Origin of the sequence: Micromonospora hortensis (assembly GCF_022230935.1) — a bacterium.
GTDB lineage: Bacteria > Actinomycetota > Actinomycetes > Mycobacteriales > Micromonosporaceae > Micromonospora > Micromonospora hortensis.
The window spans coordinates 156503-172948 of sequence record NZ_JAKKFE010000001.1 but is presented as its reverse complement, the minus strand read 5'-3'; the positions used below and the strand labels follow the sequence as shown (position 1 = coordinate 172948).

5 protein-coding genes are annotated in these 16446 nt (G+C 70.0%); 2 read left to right on the top strand and 3 right to left on the bottom strand.

From position 1 onward, the window contains the following. The first annotated feature begins 239 nt into the window (after nt 1–239). A complete protein-coding gene (locus tag NIE111_RS32190; protein ID WP_238682532.1) occupies nt 240–4022 on the top strand; it encodes an nSTAND1 domain-containing NTPase in 3783 nt (1260 codons plus the stop codon). A 23-nt stretch (nt 4023–4045) separates the two neighbouring features. Here NIE111_RS32190 and NIE111_RS00710 read toward each other — a convergent pair whose 3' ends face one another. From NIE111_RS00710 to NIE111_RS00700, 3 genes are all read right to left on the bottom strand, one after another. Continuing rightward, on the bottom strand, nt 4046–11551 hold the full coding sequence (locus NIE111_RS00710; RefSeq protein ID WP_238682531.1) for a CHAT domain-containing protein: 7506 nt from the start codon (nt 11549–11551) through the stop codon (nt 4046–4048). 151 nt (nt 11552–11702) lie between these two features. Then, the gene (locus tag NIE111_RS00705; protein WP_238682530.1) at nt 11703–12701 is read right to left on the bottom strand and encodes an acetylxylan esterase; all 999 of its coding nucleotides are present in this window, start codon (nt 12699–12701) and stop codon (nt 11703–11705) included. A 21-nt stretch (nt 12702–12722) separates the two neighbouring features. After that, complete coding sequence (locus NIE111_RS00700) at nt 12723–13760, bottom strand: LacI family DNA-binding transcriptional regulator (RefSeq protein WP_238682529.1); 1038 nt, start codon at nt 13758–13760, stop codon at nt 12723–12725. A gap of 319 nt (nt 13761–14079) precedes the next feature. Between NIE111_RS00700 and NIE111_RS00695 the strand changes: the two genes are divergently transcribed. After that, nucleotides 14080–16443 (top strand): beta-xylosidase/alpha-l-arabinosidase, encoded by a 2364-nt coding sequence (locus tag NIE111_RS00695; RefSeq protein ID WP_238682528.1) that lies wholly within the window; start codon nt 14080–14082, stop codon nt 16441–16443. Nucleotides 16444–16446 lie beyond the last annotated feature (3 nt).

Genomic DNA, 16446 nt, shown 5'->3' with positions numbered 1-16446 from the left:
CACCGCCCTAGCGGTCGAGGCGGAAACGAACTGGTCTTGTTCCTCGAGCTGGTCGCCAGAGTGATAGGGAAATCGTAATCGAATAAAATCCCCCTCGCCTATCCGGGATTGCGTGACACCCCCCGATTCCAGGACGACGATCGGTGCTGCGGGTAACAACGCCGATGCCGTTTCTGGTGTGCATCACACACCCCCTCCCGGTCGTCCTCCGTGTCGTCGATCGCGTCGGATCATCGAACGTGGCCGCGCGCCTAGTTGCGCTGTGGCCGCTACCCGACAGTCGCCGATCGGCTTCCACGGAACTAGATATAGTCCCTGATGGATTGTTTGCCAATCATGTCGCCAGGCTGACAAACAACTCTGTGACGGGGGACAAGGTGGGAAGACCTGAGCGGCCGCTCGACCCGGAGGCAGGCGAGTTGGAGCGGTTCGCGCTCGACCTGCGCCAACTGCGGACGAAGGCAGGTTCGCCGACCTACCGTCAACTGGCCCGACGCGCGCACTTCTCGGTGACCACCCTGGCGAAGGCGGCCAGCGGCGAGACCGTGCCAAGCCTTCAGGTGACACTGGCGTACGTGGCCGCCTGTGAGGGCGATCCGGCCGAATGGACCCAACGGTGGCACAGTCTGATCGCAAGCATGACGTCCGCCGAGACGGTGGGGGGCAGCCGCGGGCCGTATTGGGGTATGGCGGCGTTCCAGCCGGAAGACTCGGAATGGTTCTTCGGACGTGAGCGCCTGGTGGCTCAGCTCCGGGAAATGCTCACCCGCCTCCGGTTCGTCGCGGTTTTCGCCCCGTCCGGTGCGGGAAAGTCATCCCTGCTCCGCGCGGGTCTGATAGCGGCAGTGGTCGACAATCCCGCCAAGGGTCAGCCGGCCTGGGCCACGGTGCTGATGACGCCGGGCGAACATCCCATCGAAGAACTCGCGTTCCAGCTCGTCAGTGAACCGGACCTGGCTCGTGACACGGCCCAGCGTCACCTGGTCGATGAGCCCGCCAGCATTCGCGCGACGATTGAGCAGATTCTTGATGCCCGTCCATCGGGAGCGACCATGCTCATCGTGGTGGACCAGTTCGAGGAGCTCTTCACGCTCTGTCGCGACGAGGGGGAGCGGTCGGGGTTCGTTGCCGCGCTGCTCGCCGCGGCGGAGGTCCCCAGGGTCCGCGTGGTGCTGGGAGTGCGAGCCGACTTCTATGGTCGGTGTGCCGCCTACCCGGCCCTGGTGGCCGCTCTCCACGAGCACCAGCTGCTGATCGGCCCGATGGACGAGAAGGATCTGCGTCGGACGATCACCGGCCCTGCCGAGCGCGCCGGGTTGCTGGTGGACCCGGCGTTGGTGGAGATGGCCGTGGCAGACGTTGGCGGCCAGACGAGTGCGCTGCCGCTGCTGTCCCACGCGCTGTTGGAGACGTCGCGCCTGCGGCAGGGCAAGCGGATCACACTGGCCCACTACCGCGAGTCGGGGGGTGTGAACGGCGCCATCACCCGCACCGCCGAAGGGGTGTACGCGCAGTTCGATGAGGGGCAGCGAGGGCTGGCACGCGACATCTTCCTGCGCCTGACCGCCCTCGGTGACGGCACCGAGGACACCCGACGCCGGGCACCCCTGGCCGAGTTGGTGGGCGGGGCAGACCCATTGGCCGCGGCCGAGGTGCTGGGCAGGTTGACAGCCGCGCGGCTGGTGACGGCGGACGAGAAGGGCGTCATGGTGGCCCATGAGGCCCTGATCCAGGAATGGCCCCGGCTGCGTCGCTGGCTGACCGAAGATCGGGAGCTGCTGCGCGCGCACCGCAGGCTGACGGAGGCTGCCGCCGAGTGGGATCGGCACGACCGCGTGGACGGATTCCTGTATCGGGGGGTCCAGTTGGCGCTCTGGGCAACACACCAGGTGCTGGACCTCAGTGACCTGGAACGGGACTTTCTGGAGACCAGCCGTGCGCGAGAGAGCCGGCGCCGGGCAGCCCGACGGCGCCGGACCAGCGTGGCGTTGACCGGGCTCGCGGCAACCGTTGTCGTGGTGAGCGTCCTCGCGGCAGTGGCGCTCGTGCAAGCGGACCGGGCGGCGGCCGAACGAGACCTCGCTGTTTCCCGGCAGCTGACGGTCGAGGCCAACAACCAACTGCGGATCGATCCGCAGCAGGCGCAGCGCCTCGCCCGACGCGCTCTGACCACACGCCCAACCGTCGGTGCGGAGATGGTGCTCCGCCAGGCCGCCGTCGATGACCGACTGCAGGCGATTGTGCCGATGAGCAGCAAGAAGGCATTGGGCGTGGCGTTCAGTCCGGACGGGAGGCGGGTGGCCGCCACCGGGGCGGACGGCGAGGTGCGGGTGTGGACCTGGGCCGGGCACGGCGTCTCTGGACCAGGTCTGGCTCTCACCGGCGGACCCGAGGGACAGGTCTGGAGCCCGATGTTCAGCCCGGACGGGAAGCGACTGGTCACCGCCGGCTCGGACGGCACCGTCCGGATCTGGCGGGTCGATGGAGGCGCTGGGCCCGTCGTCCTCCGCGGGCACGAGGGCCCGGTCTGGGGAGTGGCCTTCAGCCCCGACGGACGGTCGGTCGCGAGCGCTGGCGAGGACACCACAGTTCGGGTCTGGGATGCTCACGGTGGCGGCCGACCGGTGGTGCTGCGTGGGCACACGAAGGTCGCTGTCGGTGTGGCCTTCAGCCCCGACGGGCGCCGGTTGGCCAGCAGCAGCCACGATACGACGGTACGGCTCTGGGATCTGGCCGCGCGATCCACCAGAAGGATCCTCACCGGGCCACGGGAGGCCACCAGGACGATGGTGTTCAGCCAGGACGGCACCCGCCTGGCCTGCTCCAGCACCGACGGTACGGCCTGGGTGTGGCCGCTGACCGGGTCGGCGGCCCCGGTGGTGTTGCGTGGGCACGAGGGCACCGTGGAAGGGCTCGCGCTGAGTCCGGACGAGCAGTGGATCGCGACCACCAGTGACGATCTGACCGTACGGATCTGGAACGCCAACGGCGCCGGTGACCCGTTGGTGCTGCGCGGCCACACCAACCGGGTCTGGGCGTTGGCGTTCAGCCCGGACGGATCCCGGCTGGTGAGCGCGGCCGATGACGGCACGCTACGGATCTGGGACGCGGGCAGCGATCGTCTGATCCTGCGGGGCCACGAGAAGGCCACCTGGTCCGCCGCGTTCACCCCGGACGGGCAGCGGGTGGTCAGTGGCGGCGAGGACGGCACGGTACAGGTCTGGAACCTGGCCACACCGGCCGAGCCTCGGGTGCTCGGCCGGCACGACGGCGACGTCTACGGTCTCACCGTGAGTCCGGACGGGACGAGTGTGGCCACGGGCGGCCGCGACGGCAGCGTACGAGTCTGGGACATCGCCGGCAGACACGATCCTGTGGTGCTTCGCGGGCACGAGAAGCAGGCGTGGATCGCCGACTTCAGCCCTGACGGCCGTCGCCTGGCCAGCGTCAGCAACGACGGGAGCCTGCGAATCTGGGACCTCACCGGCCAGGGTGCCCCGGTGGTCCATCGAGTCGCCGAAGAGATCCGGTACGCCGCCTTCAGCCCGGACGGCAGGAAGGTCGCCACCGCTGGTGCGGAGGGCACACTACGGATCTGGGACGCCTCCGGCACCGCCGAACCACTACTACTTCCCGGTCACGAGGGACTGGTATGGGCGGTGGCCTTCAGCCCGGACGGACAACGGGTCGTCAGTGCCGGCTTCGACGGCACCGTGCAGATCCATTCCGTCACGAGCGGCAGCGCGCCGATGGTGTTGCGAGGACACGAGGGTCCCGTCTGGCACGTGTCGTTCAGCCCGGATGGGCAATGGGTCATCAGTTCTGGAAAGGACGGCACCGCTCGGCTGTGGCGCGCGTCGGAGGCCGCGCAGTCCGTGACCTTCGGCGGATTCGGCGCCTCCGTGGAGACCGTCGACTTCAGCCCGGACGGCCAGCGGCTCGTCTCGACCCATGACGACGGCACCGTACGAGTCTGGCCCTGCCGCGCGTGTGCCCCGGTCCAGAGCCTGCTGGAGCCGTGACCACGGCCGTCCATCGTGGCGGCTCACGGTCCGAAGTGGATGTGTGAAGCCCAGAACTGCGGTTTGTGGGGATGACGCTTCCGCACGGCGTGGATCGTGTGATGCAGGGCTACCGCGGGTGGCAGCCCTCGTGTCAGGTTGCGGTAGAGATGCCAGGCCACGAACGGTGCGAGTACGTCGGAGATCGGCCACAGGGTGGCGATGGTGTGTACGAAACCCGCGATCTGGAACGCCGAGGCGAGGTGGACCGGCTCGTTGAGCAGCCGCGGCGAGACGACCCCGGTGGTGCAGGCGGAGAGATAAGCAAGCCAAGCCCGAGGCGCGTCGGCACTCATGAGCTGTCCCACGGTCAGCACGTCGTCGTGTAGTTGCAGATAGCCGGCCGCCGGGTCGTCGAAGTCCGCCACGGCGTGGCAGGCGAAATGCGCGATCGTCGTCCCGGGTAGCGCGGCCAGCACCGCTGCCGGGTTGGCACGGTCGCCCACCAGCGGTTCCGGCACGGCGCCGAGGATGCGTCGCACCGCTTCACACTCGGCTTCGGCGAGGGCCAGCGGCGCGTACCCGTCCCCGACGGGAGCGTTGCTGCCGACGAGGAGCACGCCCGTGCCGTCGATCGTGGCCGGCCGGCCACGCTGGTCCAGGGAACGGACGGTCAGCGTGTACGACGAGACCACCCGGTCCAGGGTGATCCGGCGCGCCGGGTCCCCCTCGTCGTCGTCATGGTGGCCTGCCGCGTGCAGCGGCAACATCGACAGCACGTCGGTGGGCATCCAGCAGATCTGCGGCCAGGCCCCGTCCGGGCCGATCGCGGTGGTGTGCCCCAGCGCGTGCAGGACCGGCTCCATCGTCGTGTCCCACAACCACGCGAGTACCGCGCGCACCCCGTCGGCGTCGTACTCGTGGCCGGGACCGGGGTCGACCGCTCGGAGGAACCGGTCGGCCTGCTCACGTAGTCGATCCTGCCGGAGCTCGGGCAGCGGAACATGGTCGGCCGTGTCCGCGGTCAGAATGAGCGCGGCGCACCCGTACGGGGTGACGTTGATGGCCACCACTGTGCGTTCACCGACGACCGCGCGCAGGTCGCCTACAGTGGGCGGCAGCCCGAACCGTTCGTGGCCGGGCAGCGCCCGGATCCGGTCGAGAAGGTCGCGCCATTGCGATGCCAGCTCCCGCGGCTCGTACCCGCCGGGTCCGGCGGTGTGGTCCCGGCGGTGGCTTTGGGCGAGCAACCACCGTAGCTGCTCGACGTCTTCGGCGATCGACGGATGGTCATGGCGCAGGCCGGTCAGATCGTTGTGCGCGTCGAGCGCCTGACGGACGAGGAACGCCCTGCCGTTCTCCAGCCGCTCCCAGGCCGCCTCGAGCCGCGGCGGATCGGCGGCGAGCTCCATCCAGGCCGCGAGTGGTCCGAGACCCTGGAGGTCTTCCAGGTGACGCAGCCGGTCGGCTTCGCTGAGCCCCTCTTCCACGAGCTGCGGCAGCAGGCCGGTGACCAGTTCGACGGCCTCCCGGACCTGGCCGAGGTCGCCTGCCACAGCGGCTCGTTCCGCCCACGCGCGTGCCGATCGCGCCTGCTGCGCCGGCTGTGTGCGCGGGGCGAGGGCGGCATCGTGCCAGTACCGCATCGCGTATTTCGGCGTCTCCGGATCGGGCGAACCAGCCATGCCCAGGTCGAAGAGATTCGCCCAGTCGGCGCGCAGGCTGGCGTTCCCGGGGTCCAGGTGAAGCGCGGAGATGAGTGCTTCCGCGGCGAGCTGCAGGTCATCGGCGGACGATCGGGTCAGCGCGCGCCCGACCAGCGCCTCGGCCAATACCGCGAGCCACTGTGGGCGGTTGACGTCCTCGACGGTGGTGGCGTTCACCGCCCGCAGTGCCGCGTCGACGGCGAGGTCGATGTCCCCACCCAATTCTGGCTCGCTCGCCGTCAGCAGGATCCGGGCGAGTGTGGCCTGCCCCGCCGCGTGGTCGGCGGCACCGGGTGGCGCCAGCGCCGTGACCTCCGTGGCGGTCGTGATCGCGGCCGCTAGCGTAGCCGGATCGGCGTCGTGCTCGTACTGGGTGTGCAGCCGGGAGGCCAGGGAGATGAGGTGACCGATGCGGGCCGGGTCGTCTGCGGGCAGCGTCTCGGTGACTTCGCGGGACACCTGTACGGCTTGCATGAGGTCATTGCCGTTGCCCGTGTACCTGTACCGCTCGGTCAGGATCTCGGCCAGGGCGGTGAGAAGCTCGACCCGGCTCCCGGGATGGTCAGTGGGTGTCGAGGCGATCGCCCGACGGGATACGGCAGCGGCCAGGTCGAGGTCGCCCACGTCGCTGCTGTACCGAAACCGGCCGTGCAGCGCCCACGCATAGGAGAGCATGGCGATCACCCGGTCCGACCCTTCCGCCGGGAGACCGGTGACCGCGTCCCGCAGTAGCGTGACAGCTTCCTCGATGTCGTCGCGGCTTCCCTCCACCTCCGAGCGCAGCAGCAGGGCGGACGCCAGTTGTACCCGCCGCAGGTCGGAGGATGGGCGCGGCGTCGCTCTGGCTTCGGCCTGAGAGACGGCCCGGCGGAGGACGGCGATCGCCTCTTCAAGATCGGCTCGCTCGCCCGACTGCTCGAATCTGATCAGGAGGGCGCCGCCGAGCATGCTGAGAAGGGTCGAGCCGGGCTGGGTGCCGTCGGCCTCCGCAGCCTCGATCTCGGCGCGGCTGCTCGCTATGAGCCGAGCCGCGGCACCGTCGTCCTCGGCCGAGCCGTGGTAGAGGCTCAGCGCCACGTCGATGATCGCCATCTTCTCGGGTTCGGCGGCAGCCGCTCGCACGGCCCGAGCTGCGGCCGCGCCGTCCTCGGGACGCATCGAGAGCCGGTAGCGGTGCTGGAGGATGATCGCCACCCCGCTCAGTAGCTGGGAGCGGACGGTCGGGACTGCTCGGTCGGCGCAGCGGCGGGCGTCGTCCAGTACGGCCTCCAACCCGTCGTCGCGTCCGGTGGTGGTGTACCTGACGGCCATCGCCCCTACGTGGTTCACCAACAACGATGGTCGATCCGGGTCGTCCTCGTCGCAGAGGTCGACGGCTTGGCCGGTGGCCTCGACGGCGCCGTCGATGTCAGCCGTACGGCGAGTGATGCCGAACAGCAGGGTGCGGATCCGGCCCAGGTTACTCAGCGCCTTCATGCGGTCACGACCACCCGGCTGGGCCGCCGTGACCGCACGGCGGCCGTACTCCGCGGCCTCCTCGATGTCCGCGGGTACGGTGCGTTGCTGAAAGCGTTCCAACAGCGCCGCCGACAGGCTCATCAACGCTCCGAGAAGCTCCGGATCGCTGGGATCCGTGCCGTTCAGAGCCTGGCGTGCCAGGGTTACCGCGTCGTCCCCGTCGCCAGCCGCTCCAGTGCGCTCGAAGCGCATCCGAAGAGTGACCGCCAGCGTGGAGAGGATGCGGTTGTGATGCGGCGACGGCAGGTCCGCCGCGATCCGCAGCCCTTCGATGGCCTCGTCCAGGTCGGCGGTCGCGCCACTGGCCTCGTATCGGATGACGAGGCCGTTGCTCAGGTTGAAGAGCGCCGCGGCGCGCGGTTCCGGCATGTCGCCAAACGCCGCCACCGCGGTCCGGCCGATCTCGATGACCTCGTCCAGGTCCGCGGCGGAGCCGTTGAGGCGGAATCTGTGCTGGAGTTGCGTGGCGAGGTTGGTCAGTGAGGCGGCCCAGTGCCGTGAGCCCTCAGACAGGGTGCCGAGGTACGAGCGGAGCAGGCCGATCAGCCGGTCGAGGGCGGCCGGATCGGCCCGGGTGTCGGGATCGAGCATCAGCCGTCTCGCCTCGGCGCCCCAGGCCGCTGGGTCACTGTCAGCCACGCCGGGGTCGGCGGCGGTCATGGTTCGCAGCAGCTCCCGCAGTGGCTCGGGCACCAACTGTTCCCGGTCCGGCATCAGGCGGCCCAAGGTGACCAGCGCTTCCGTCATGTCGGCCTGGGCGAGCCCGGCCTGGTGCGCCCACCACATCGTCATCGCGTGCAGGTACTCCGACAGTTCCCCGCGATCCGTCATTCCGGCTGCGATGGCGTTTCGCGTCATCGCGCCGCTGTCGATGCCGAGCGCCTCTTCGAATGCCAACTGCTCGCGGATCTCGTCGGGCAGAGGTGTACCGGTTACCGTCTGCCAGCGTTCCTCCAGCGCCCCGAACCCCACCGCCTTTGCGATGGTGATGAGGGAGGTCGCCGGTGAGTCGAGAATGGTCCGGCCGTGGACACTGTGAAAGTCATCGAACAGAGCGACGCCACTGATCGCGTCGTCCAGCGCCTGACCAGTGTCTCCACGCGACATCCCGATCTGAGCGAGCAGACCGTAGGTGCCAGCCAGCGCGCCGCGATCCAGTCTCTGCGCCTGGACCAGCCCCTCCCGGACGACGTGCTCGGCCGCTTCTTCTTCGTGGCGGCGCAGATGGAGCCGACCGAGCGCGTGGCGTCCACGGAGGATCAGCCCATCCGAGTCTCGCTCCTCGCCTAGAGAGATGATCTTGCGAAACCAGGTCTTGGCCTCGTCCGGCCGATCCTGCTGATCGAGTAGCTGACCGAGGTTGTCGTAGCCGTCCGCCATTGCGCGGGGATCGCCGACCTGCTCGGCGACCTCGACGAACTGAGTCTGCCAGTGCTGCGCCTCGGCGGGTTTGCCGCGCCTCTGGGTGACGAGGCCGAGCAGCCGGCAGACATCGCCGTACCTGGTTGTCTCGGACTTGTGCAGGAACAGTTCAGCGGAGCGCCGATAGAGCTGCTCAGCGTCCTCAAGCCGACCGCGTTCCTCGAGAACCTCACCCAGATTGCGATAGACGGCGGCGGTGCCAATGCGGTCGTCCATGGCCAGATGCGCGTCCAGGGCCAGCCGCAGCCAATGCTCGGCCGCACCGAGACGGTCCCGCTTTCTCGCCACGATCGCCAGCGACTGCAGTCGGATGGTCTGGGCGGCCCGATCCCCTGCCCGGGTCACGATGTCGAGTGACTGCCGGTAGAGACGTTCCGCCTCCTCGAGATCGCCTTGGTTCTCCGCGACGAAACCGAGCTGATGGTACGTGTTGGCGCGTTCCGATTCGTCCATGCCGACCAGCGCCCGGCGGTACCACCGCTCTGCGTCGTCCCAGCGCTGGCGGGTCTCGGCGACCCGGCCGAGTTGGTGTTCGAGCACCCGCAGACTCTTCGTGAACTCGTCGCGTGCCGCGATGGCGTCATGCACCTGCAGGTAGAGCCGTTCGGCGTGATCGACGTCGCCGGCACGCAGCCACTTGCGGGCCTGCGCCATCATCTGCTGGTGCCAGAGGGTGCCGGCCCTGCCGCCGAGCGGAGGCGGCCATCCTTCGTCGCTGTCGAGCGCGTCGCGGCAACGCTCGAACCACAGCAGGGACTCCGCGTACAGGCACCGACTGTCCGCCAGCTCGTCCAGCGGTTGGTAGATGGTTGCGGCCATACCCCAGTCGCCGTCCGCGAGCGCGCCGCCGACTACCGTGCCGTAGGTGTGCCGCTGGAAGTGGATCATCCAGAACGTGAGTTCGGGGTCCTCGCCGGCCAGGTCGTGCTTGAGGAGCATAGGTCCGATCTGCGCGTAGATGTGGTACAGGAAGCGCGAGGTCGTTCCGTGCTCCGCCTCGTACGATTCAGCGGCCTCCACCCGCCAGGCCAGGTCCAGGTAGCGGCGGACCGCGGGGTCGAGCAGGTAGAGGTAGCTGCCGGCGTAGCGATACAGGCCGGCCCGGCTCGCCTCCTCCAGAATCGGTTTCCACACGTCGGCGTCACGATCGGCGATCCGGGCCGGGATGTGCCCATGACGAGACACCAGGCCAAGCGCGTCGAGGTCGGCGTAGTCCCGAAACAGGCTGGTCACGACGAGCTGGCGCCGCGCGTGCGGGCTCAACTTCGTCAGGGCGTACGCGAACACCCACGGCAGCGACGTCTGTTCCTCGGCGGGTAGCGCTGTCACGAGGCCGGATTCGGCGAGGAACTGCTCCGGCGTTCCCGACTGCAGCAGGGGTACGGCCAGGCGCAGGCTCAACGGGTTGCCGCCGATTCGTCGCATCACCTCGAGAAACGCCGGCCGGGACCGTGTCGCCTCCGACAGTTGTCGTTCGGTGAACTCCATCGCCTCGGCCTGGCCGAAGCCGCGGGCTTCGATGCGGGTGGCGTCGACGATCCAGTCCTCGGTGGTGCGACTGGTGATCACGACGGTGCTGCCGGTCTCCGTCAGCCGGCGGACGAAGTCGGCGAACTCACCGGCCTCCGCGGCGGTGAGGACCGGGGTCGTGCAACCCGGGTCGGGCAGCGAGTGGGCGATCTCCAGACCGTCCAGGAAGATCAGCATCGGCCGATCGGACAGCGCGGTCAGCACCCGGTCCACCCAGGCGGTGCGGTTGCCGGGACGTAGCGGCTGATGGTCACGTCCGTGGACCTGGCGGCTGAGCGCGGCGGCGAGGTGCGCGGCCGCGAACGTCGGTGCCCCGGACTCGATCGGATGCCAGAGCACGCGCTCGTATCCGGCCGTCTGGCCCGTGGTCACCCACCACCGTCCGAAGGCCCGGGCCGCCTCGCTCTTGCCCGAGCCGGATGGTCCGTGCAGGATCACCGGTCTCTTCTGCCGCGCTGCGGCCTGGGTCGCGGCGATCAGTGAGTCGCACCCGACGGGATCGGACATCGAGTGCAATGTTCCCGGGCGGTTGCCGCGAGCGTCTCGCAACTCGTTCAGCTTCTCGTCGGTGCGACCGGGCTCGCGATCGGTGCGTGCCCGGGGAATACGTGGGTCGGCGCTGAGGAAGAGCGCAGGCAGCAGCCGGTCGGCGCGCCGCCGGACGACCGAGTCGGGGGTTCCCTGAGCGAGACGACGGCGGCCTGCGGCGACCGCCTCCGTCAGATGCCCTCCGCTGAGCAGTTCGTCGTAGACGGTCAGGAGGAACTCCGCCGCGGCCGTCGCGTGCAGTGCCGAACCAAGGGTGATGACCGCCTTGGCGCCATCCTCGACGATGCGCACCGCCTGGGCCCTGACCGCCTCTCGGCTCGCCGGGTCGGACCGACCACCGGGAAGCACCACGATCGGTACGCCGAGCGCGCCGATGCCGTCCTGTATCGGCACCCCGTCCTCGACGTGGATGAGGTGAAAGGGCCGGCCCGCCTCAGCTTGTGACCGCACGTGCGCGACCACCTTTTCGGGATCGGGTCCATGGGGGGTGTAGTAGGCCTCGATACCGACCGGCGTCCGCAGCGCGCCGAGCCGATCCGCCACCTGCCGAGCCACCAGCCGATGCTGCCCGCTGCCGTCCGGGTCGCCGAACAGGACGATCACACGCAACTGCGCTCCCGGCAGATCTACCGGCGCTGGCGGCGGCGTCGGTGGACGGACCTCGCCGGCGATGGCTGTCTCGGCCTGTCCGGCCCGGACGTCGCCGATCTCGAACGACGTCCGCAGGTGATCGTCGAGATACCACCGGATGAGCTCTGCGGTATCCGGGCTCCGCGGAACTCCGGCCAGTTCGTCGTCACTGTGGACAGTTACCCGCTGAGCCATGGCGCGCACCCCGACCTGTCATCAGAAGGCGTCGTGCGGATCCTCTGCCAGCTCATATTGCCCGCTGCAGGCGGCTCCCACACGACTGGAGCACAGTCGGGTAACCGCCAGATCAACCCCAGCGAGCGGCATCATCGATCGTCGGACGCGCTCAAGCCCGAGCTGCGTGGAGCACCGAGCCCAGCCAGCGCAGCTGACGCCGCACGTGCACGGCCTCCCCGCCCTCATGGCCGTTGAACGGGTAGACGTGCATCTCCCGCTCGGGCGGGACCGACCTTCCGTTCGCCGCACCGTAGTGGTTGTAGGCGGCGAAGGCGGTTCGCGGCGGGCAGACGGTGTCGCGTCCGCCGACCCCGAAGTGCGCCGGCGCCGTCGCCCGACGCGCGAAGCTCACCCCGTCGACATAGGACAGCGTGTGCCACACCGCCTCCTCGGCCTCCCGGTGCACCGCCAGGTACCGGGCGATCTCGCCGTACGGCGCGAGGTCGGTGAGCGCGACGGCCCGGCGCATGTCGCAGAGGAACGGGGCGGTGGTCAACACCGCGCTGAGTTCCTCGACGAGACCCGCCACCGCCAGGGCGATGCCGCCGCCCTGGCTGTTGCCCACCACCGTGACCCGGTCATCGTCGACCCCCGGTAGGGCGCGGACCGCCTCGACCGCCCGCACCGCATCGGTGATCAGGCGGCGGTAGTGGTAGGTGCGCGGATCGAGGATTCCCCAGGTGACCGGCCAGGGCCCGCCCGGCGCGCCGTGCGGGTCGGGGGTGTCCCCGGCGCCGTGCTGCCCCGCCTGGCCCCGGTTGTCCATCAGCAGGTGCGCGTACCCGGCCACCGCCCACGTCGGCCGTTCGTGGGGCAGGCCGCGCCCGCGACCGTAGCCGGCGTACTCGACCACCGCCGGCAGCGGCTCTCGAACCCCGGCTGGGCGGGTGTACCAGGCGCGGACCGGGTCGCCACCGAAGCCGGCGAACGTGACGTCCCAGGAGTCGAGCAGCCGCAGGTCGGTGGGTTCCGGGCGGACGTCGACGAGCACCGGCACGGCGGCCGCCTCGGCGAGCGTGGCCCGCCAGAACTCGTCGAAGTCGTCGGGTTCGGCGACCTCGGGTGCGTACCGCTGGAGGTCGTCGACGGTGGAGGCGGAGTGGGGCACGGGTCCTCGCAGGGGCCGGGGTCAGTACGGGTGGGCGGGCGGCGCGGTGCTCTCCCGGACGACAAGCTCGGTCACCAGGTCGATCCGGCTGGTCGCCGGCTCGTTCCCCCTGGTCAGGTCGAGCAACATCTGGGTGGCGATGCCGGCCATGTCGCGCAGCGGCTGGTTGATCGTGGTGAGCGCCGGGTCGGTCCAGGCGGAGACCGGCAGGTTGTCGTACCCGATCACCGAGAGGTCCTCGGGCACTCGCAGGCCGCACTGACGGGCGGCCCGGAGCACACCCATGGCCTGGATGTCCGACCCGGCGAAGATCGCCGTGGGTCGGTCCGGCCGTTGGAGCAGTCGCAGCCCGTGGGCGTGCCCCGCTCCGGCGGAGAAACTGCCGTAACGGATCAGCTCGCGGTCGACCACGATCCCGGCTTCGTCGTGGGCCGACTGGAAGCCGGCGGCGCGGGCTCGGCTGCACAGCACGTCGGGTGGCCCGGAGATGATGGCGATCCGGCGGTGCCCCAGCTCCAGCAGGTGCCGGGCGGCGAGCAGGCCGCCGTTCCAGTTGTTCGACCCGACGGTCGGCACGGACGCCGAGGTGGCGCTGTCGGTGTCGACGACGACGAACGGTATGCCCTGCCGGCGCAGGTGCTGCTGCTGGGCCTCCGCCAGGTGGGAGAGGACGAACACCACGCCCAGGGGGCGGTCGGCGAGTAACGCCTCCAACCATCGTGCCGGCGGGCGGTGCGCCCCGTCGAGTTGGGCGATCGACAGCCCGATGCCGGCCGCGGAGGTCACCGCCTCGACGCCCCGCAGGATCTCCATCGCCCAACCCGTGTCGAACTCGTGGAACACGAGGTCCACTCGGCCGCCGCTTGTCGCGTGTCGCCGTGCGCGGCGCTGGTACTGGTGGCGGTCGAGGCTCGCCTCCACCCGGGCCCTGGTGCCGGGGGCGACGTCGCCGCGTCCGTTGAGGACCTTGGACACGGTCGCGACCGAGACGCCGACATCGTTGGCGATGGTCGCGATGGTGGTGGAGGCGGGTGGGTCGAGCGGGCGGTGCTCTGTCATCGCGGCCTCATACAACATCCGAAAGTTTCGGGCGACCTTAACATGACGAGACATTCACGCCAGTAGGTGTCGCAGTCGGGCTGCGCATTCGAGCGGCATTGCGCGGCTTGTCGGCGACGGAGCGCCAATCGTGGGATCACCGTGTGCAGGAAACAACCCCTGGTGGTCCGATTGAGACTCTTGACAGGCATCGATGGGGCACTTAGGTTGCCGAAAAGGTTACGCAGGTTTCCGGAAAGTTTCGGATCGTGGGAAACGTCCGCCACAGACCTGGTTCCACCAGGGCGCGGGGATGTGGCCGGAGCTAAGGGGTCAGGGGATGAGAAGTCAGTCGCTCGGGGACGGTGGCGCCGCGCCGTGGCGTGATCAGCGGCTGTCGCCGACCGAGCGGGCCGAGGCGCTTCTGCCATTGATGTCCCTCGAAGAGAAAATCGCCCAGCTCGTCGGGGTCTGGGTCGGCGCCGACGCCAGTGGCGAGGGCGTCGCACCGCACCAGTCGGACATGATCAGCGAGTTGCCGCAGTGGAGCACTGTCATCCAGTACGGGTTGGGCCAGCTGACCCGCCCGTTCGGCACCGCCCCGGTCGACCCGGTGTCCGGCGCCCGGTCGCTGGCGGCCTCGCAGGCGCAGATCGTGGCCGCCAGCCGGTTCGGCATTCCCGCGCAGGTGCACGAGGAGTGCCTCACCGGGTTCGCGGCGTGGCGGGCCACCGTCTACCCGACCCCGCTGAGCTGGGGCGCGTCCTTCGACCCCGAACTGGTCGAGGCGATGGCCGACCGGATCGGGCGGTCGATGCGCGCAGCCGGTGTGCACCAGGGCCTCGCCCCGGTGCTGGACGTCACCCGGGACTACCGCTGGGGCCGCACCGAGGAGACGATCGGCGAGGACCCCTACCTGGTCGGGACGACAGGTGCCGCCTATGTGCGGGGCCTGGAGCGGGCCGGCGTGGTGGCCACGCTGAAACACTTCGCCGGCTACTCCGCCTCCCGAGGCGGACGCAACCTCGCGCCGGTGCCGATGGGGCGCCGCGAACTGGCCGACGTCATTCTGCCGCCCTTCGAGATGGCGCTGCGCCTCGGCGGCGCGCGCTCGGTGATGAACTCCTACGCCGAGATCGACGGCCTACCCGTCGCGGCCGACAGGGGGTTGCTGACCGGGTTGTTGCGTGACCAGTGGGGCTTCACCGGCACCGTGGTGGCCGACTACTTCGCCGTACGGTTCCTCCAGACCCTGCACGGAGTCGCCGGAGATGCCGCCGACGCGGCCCGGCTCGCCCTGCGGGCCGGAATCGACGTCGAGCTGCCCACGGTTGACGCCTTCGGTGAGCCGCTGGTGGAGGCGGCTCGCCGTGGCGAGGTCGACGAGGCGCTGATCGACTGCGCGCTGCGTCGGGTGCTGATCCAGAAGATCGAGCTCGGTCTGCTCGACGAGGGCTGGCAGGAACTGCCCGACGACGTGGCGTCCCTGCGTCTCGACGACGAGGCCAGCCAGGACATCGCCCTTCGCCTCGCCCGGGAGTCGGTCGTCCTGCTGCGCAACACCGGCGTCCTCCCGCTGCCCATGGGTAGCCGGGTCGCCCTGGTCGGTCCGGTCGCCGACGACCCGATGGCCATGCTCGGCTGCTATTCGTTCCCCAACCACGTGGGCGTCAACCACAGCGACTTCGGGCTCGGCCTGGACATCCCCACACTGCGCGACGAGTTGGCCCGACGCGTCCCGCTGCTCACCCACGAGCCGGGCTGCGCCATCACCGGCGAGGACACCTCGGGCATCCCGGCCGCGGTCGCCGCAGCGGCCGCCGCCGACGTGTGCGTGCTGGCCGTCGGCGACCGGGCGGGAATGTTCGGCCGGGGCACCTCCGGTGAGGGCTGCGACGCCGTCGACCTGCGACTACCCGGCGTGCAAGGCGACCTCGTCCGCGCCGTTCTCGCCACCGGCACCCCGGTCGTCCTGGTGTCGATGGCCGGCCGCCCGTACGCGCTCGGCCCGGAGTTCGACGACGCGGCGGCCGTGGTGCAGGCGTTCTTCCTCGGTCAGCTCGGTGGGCAGGCGCTCGCCGAGGTGCTCACCGGCGCGGTCGACCCCTCCGGGCGGTTGCCGGTCAGCGTTCCCCGCGACGCCGGCGGGCTGCCGAGCACCTACCTGGCGCCACCGCTCGGCCGGCGCAACAAGGTCTCCTCGATCGACCCGACCCCGGCGTACCCGTTCGGTCACGGGCTGAGCTACACCACCTTCGAGTGGTCGGACGCGACGGTGGTCGAACCGCGCGAAGATCCGATCGCCTGGCCGGTCGACGGCGAGGTGCGGGTGCGGATCACCGTCGCCAACACCGGTGAGCGGGCTGGCACCGAGGTCGTGCAGCTCTACCTGCACGACCCGGTCGCGCAGACCACCCGTCCGGTGGTCCGGCTGATCGGCTACACCCGGCTGCCGTTGGCGGCCGGTGAGGTGGCGCACGTGACGTTCGGCGTACCTGCCGACGTGGCGTCGTTCACCGGGCTGACCGGCCAACGGATCGTCGAGCCCGGCGACGTCGAGCTGCGCTTCGGCCGATCGAGCGGCGACGTGGCGGCGGCCCTGCCGCTGCGGCTGGTCGGTGCCGAACGCCAGGTCGGTTTCGAGCGGGAACTGCTCACCTCGGTGCGGATCGAGCCCCTCGTGGCCGTTCCACAGTCGGCATAGGAG

Coding starts and splice junctions, on each gene's coding strand:
- NIE111_RS00710 (WP_238682531.1), bottom strand. CDS start 11,551: ATGGCTCAGCGGGTAACTGTCCACAGTGACGACGAACTGGCCGGAGTT.
- NIE111_RS00700 (WP_238682529.1), bottom strand. CDS start 13,760: ATGACAGAGCACCGCCCGCTCGACCCACCCGCCTCCACCACCATCGCG.
- NIE111_RS00695 (WP_238682528.1), top strand. CDS start 14,080: ATGAGAAGTCAGTCGCTCGGGGACGGTGGCGCCGCGCCGTGGCGTGAT.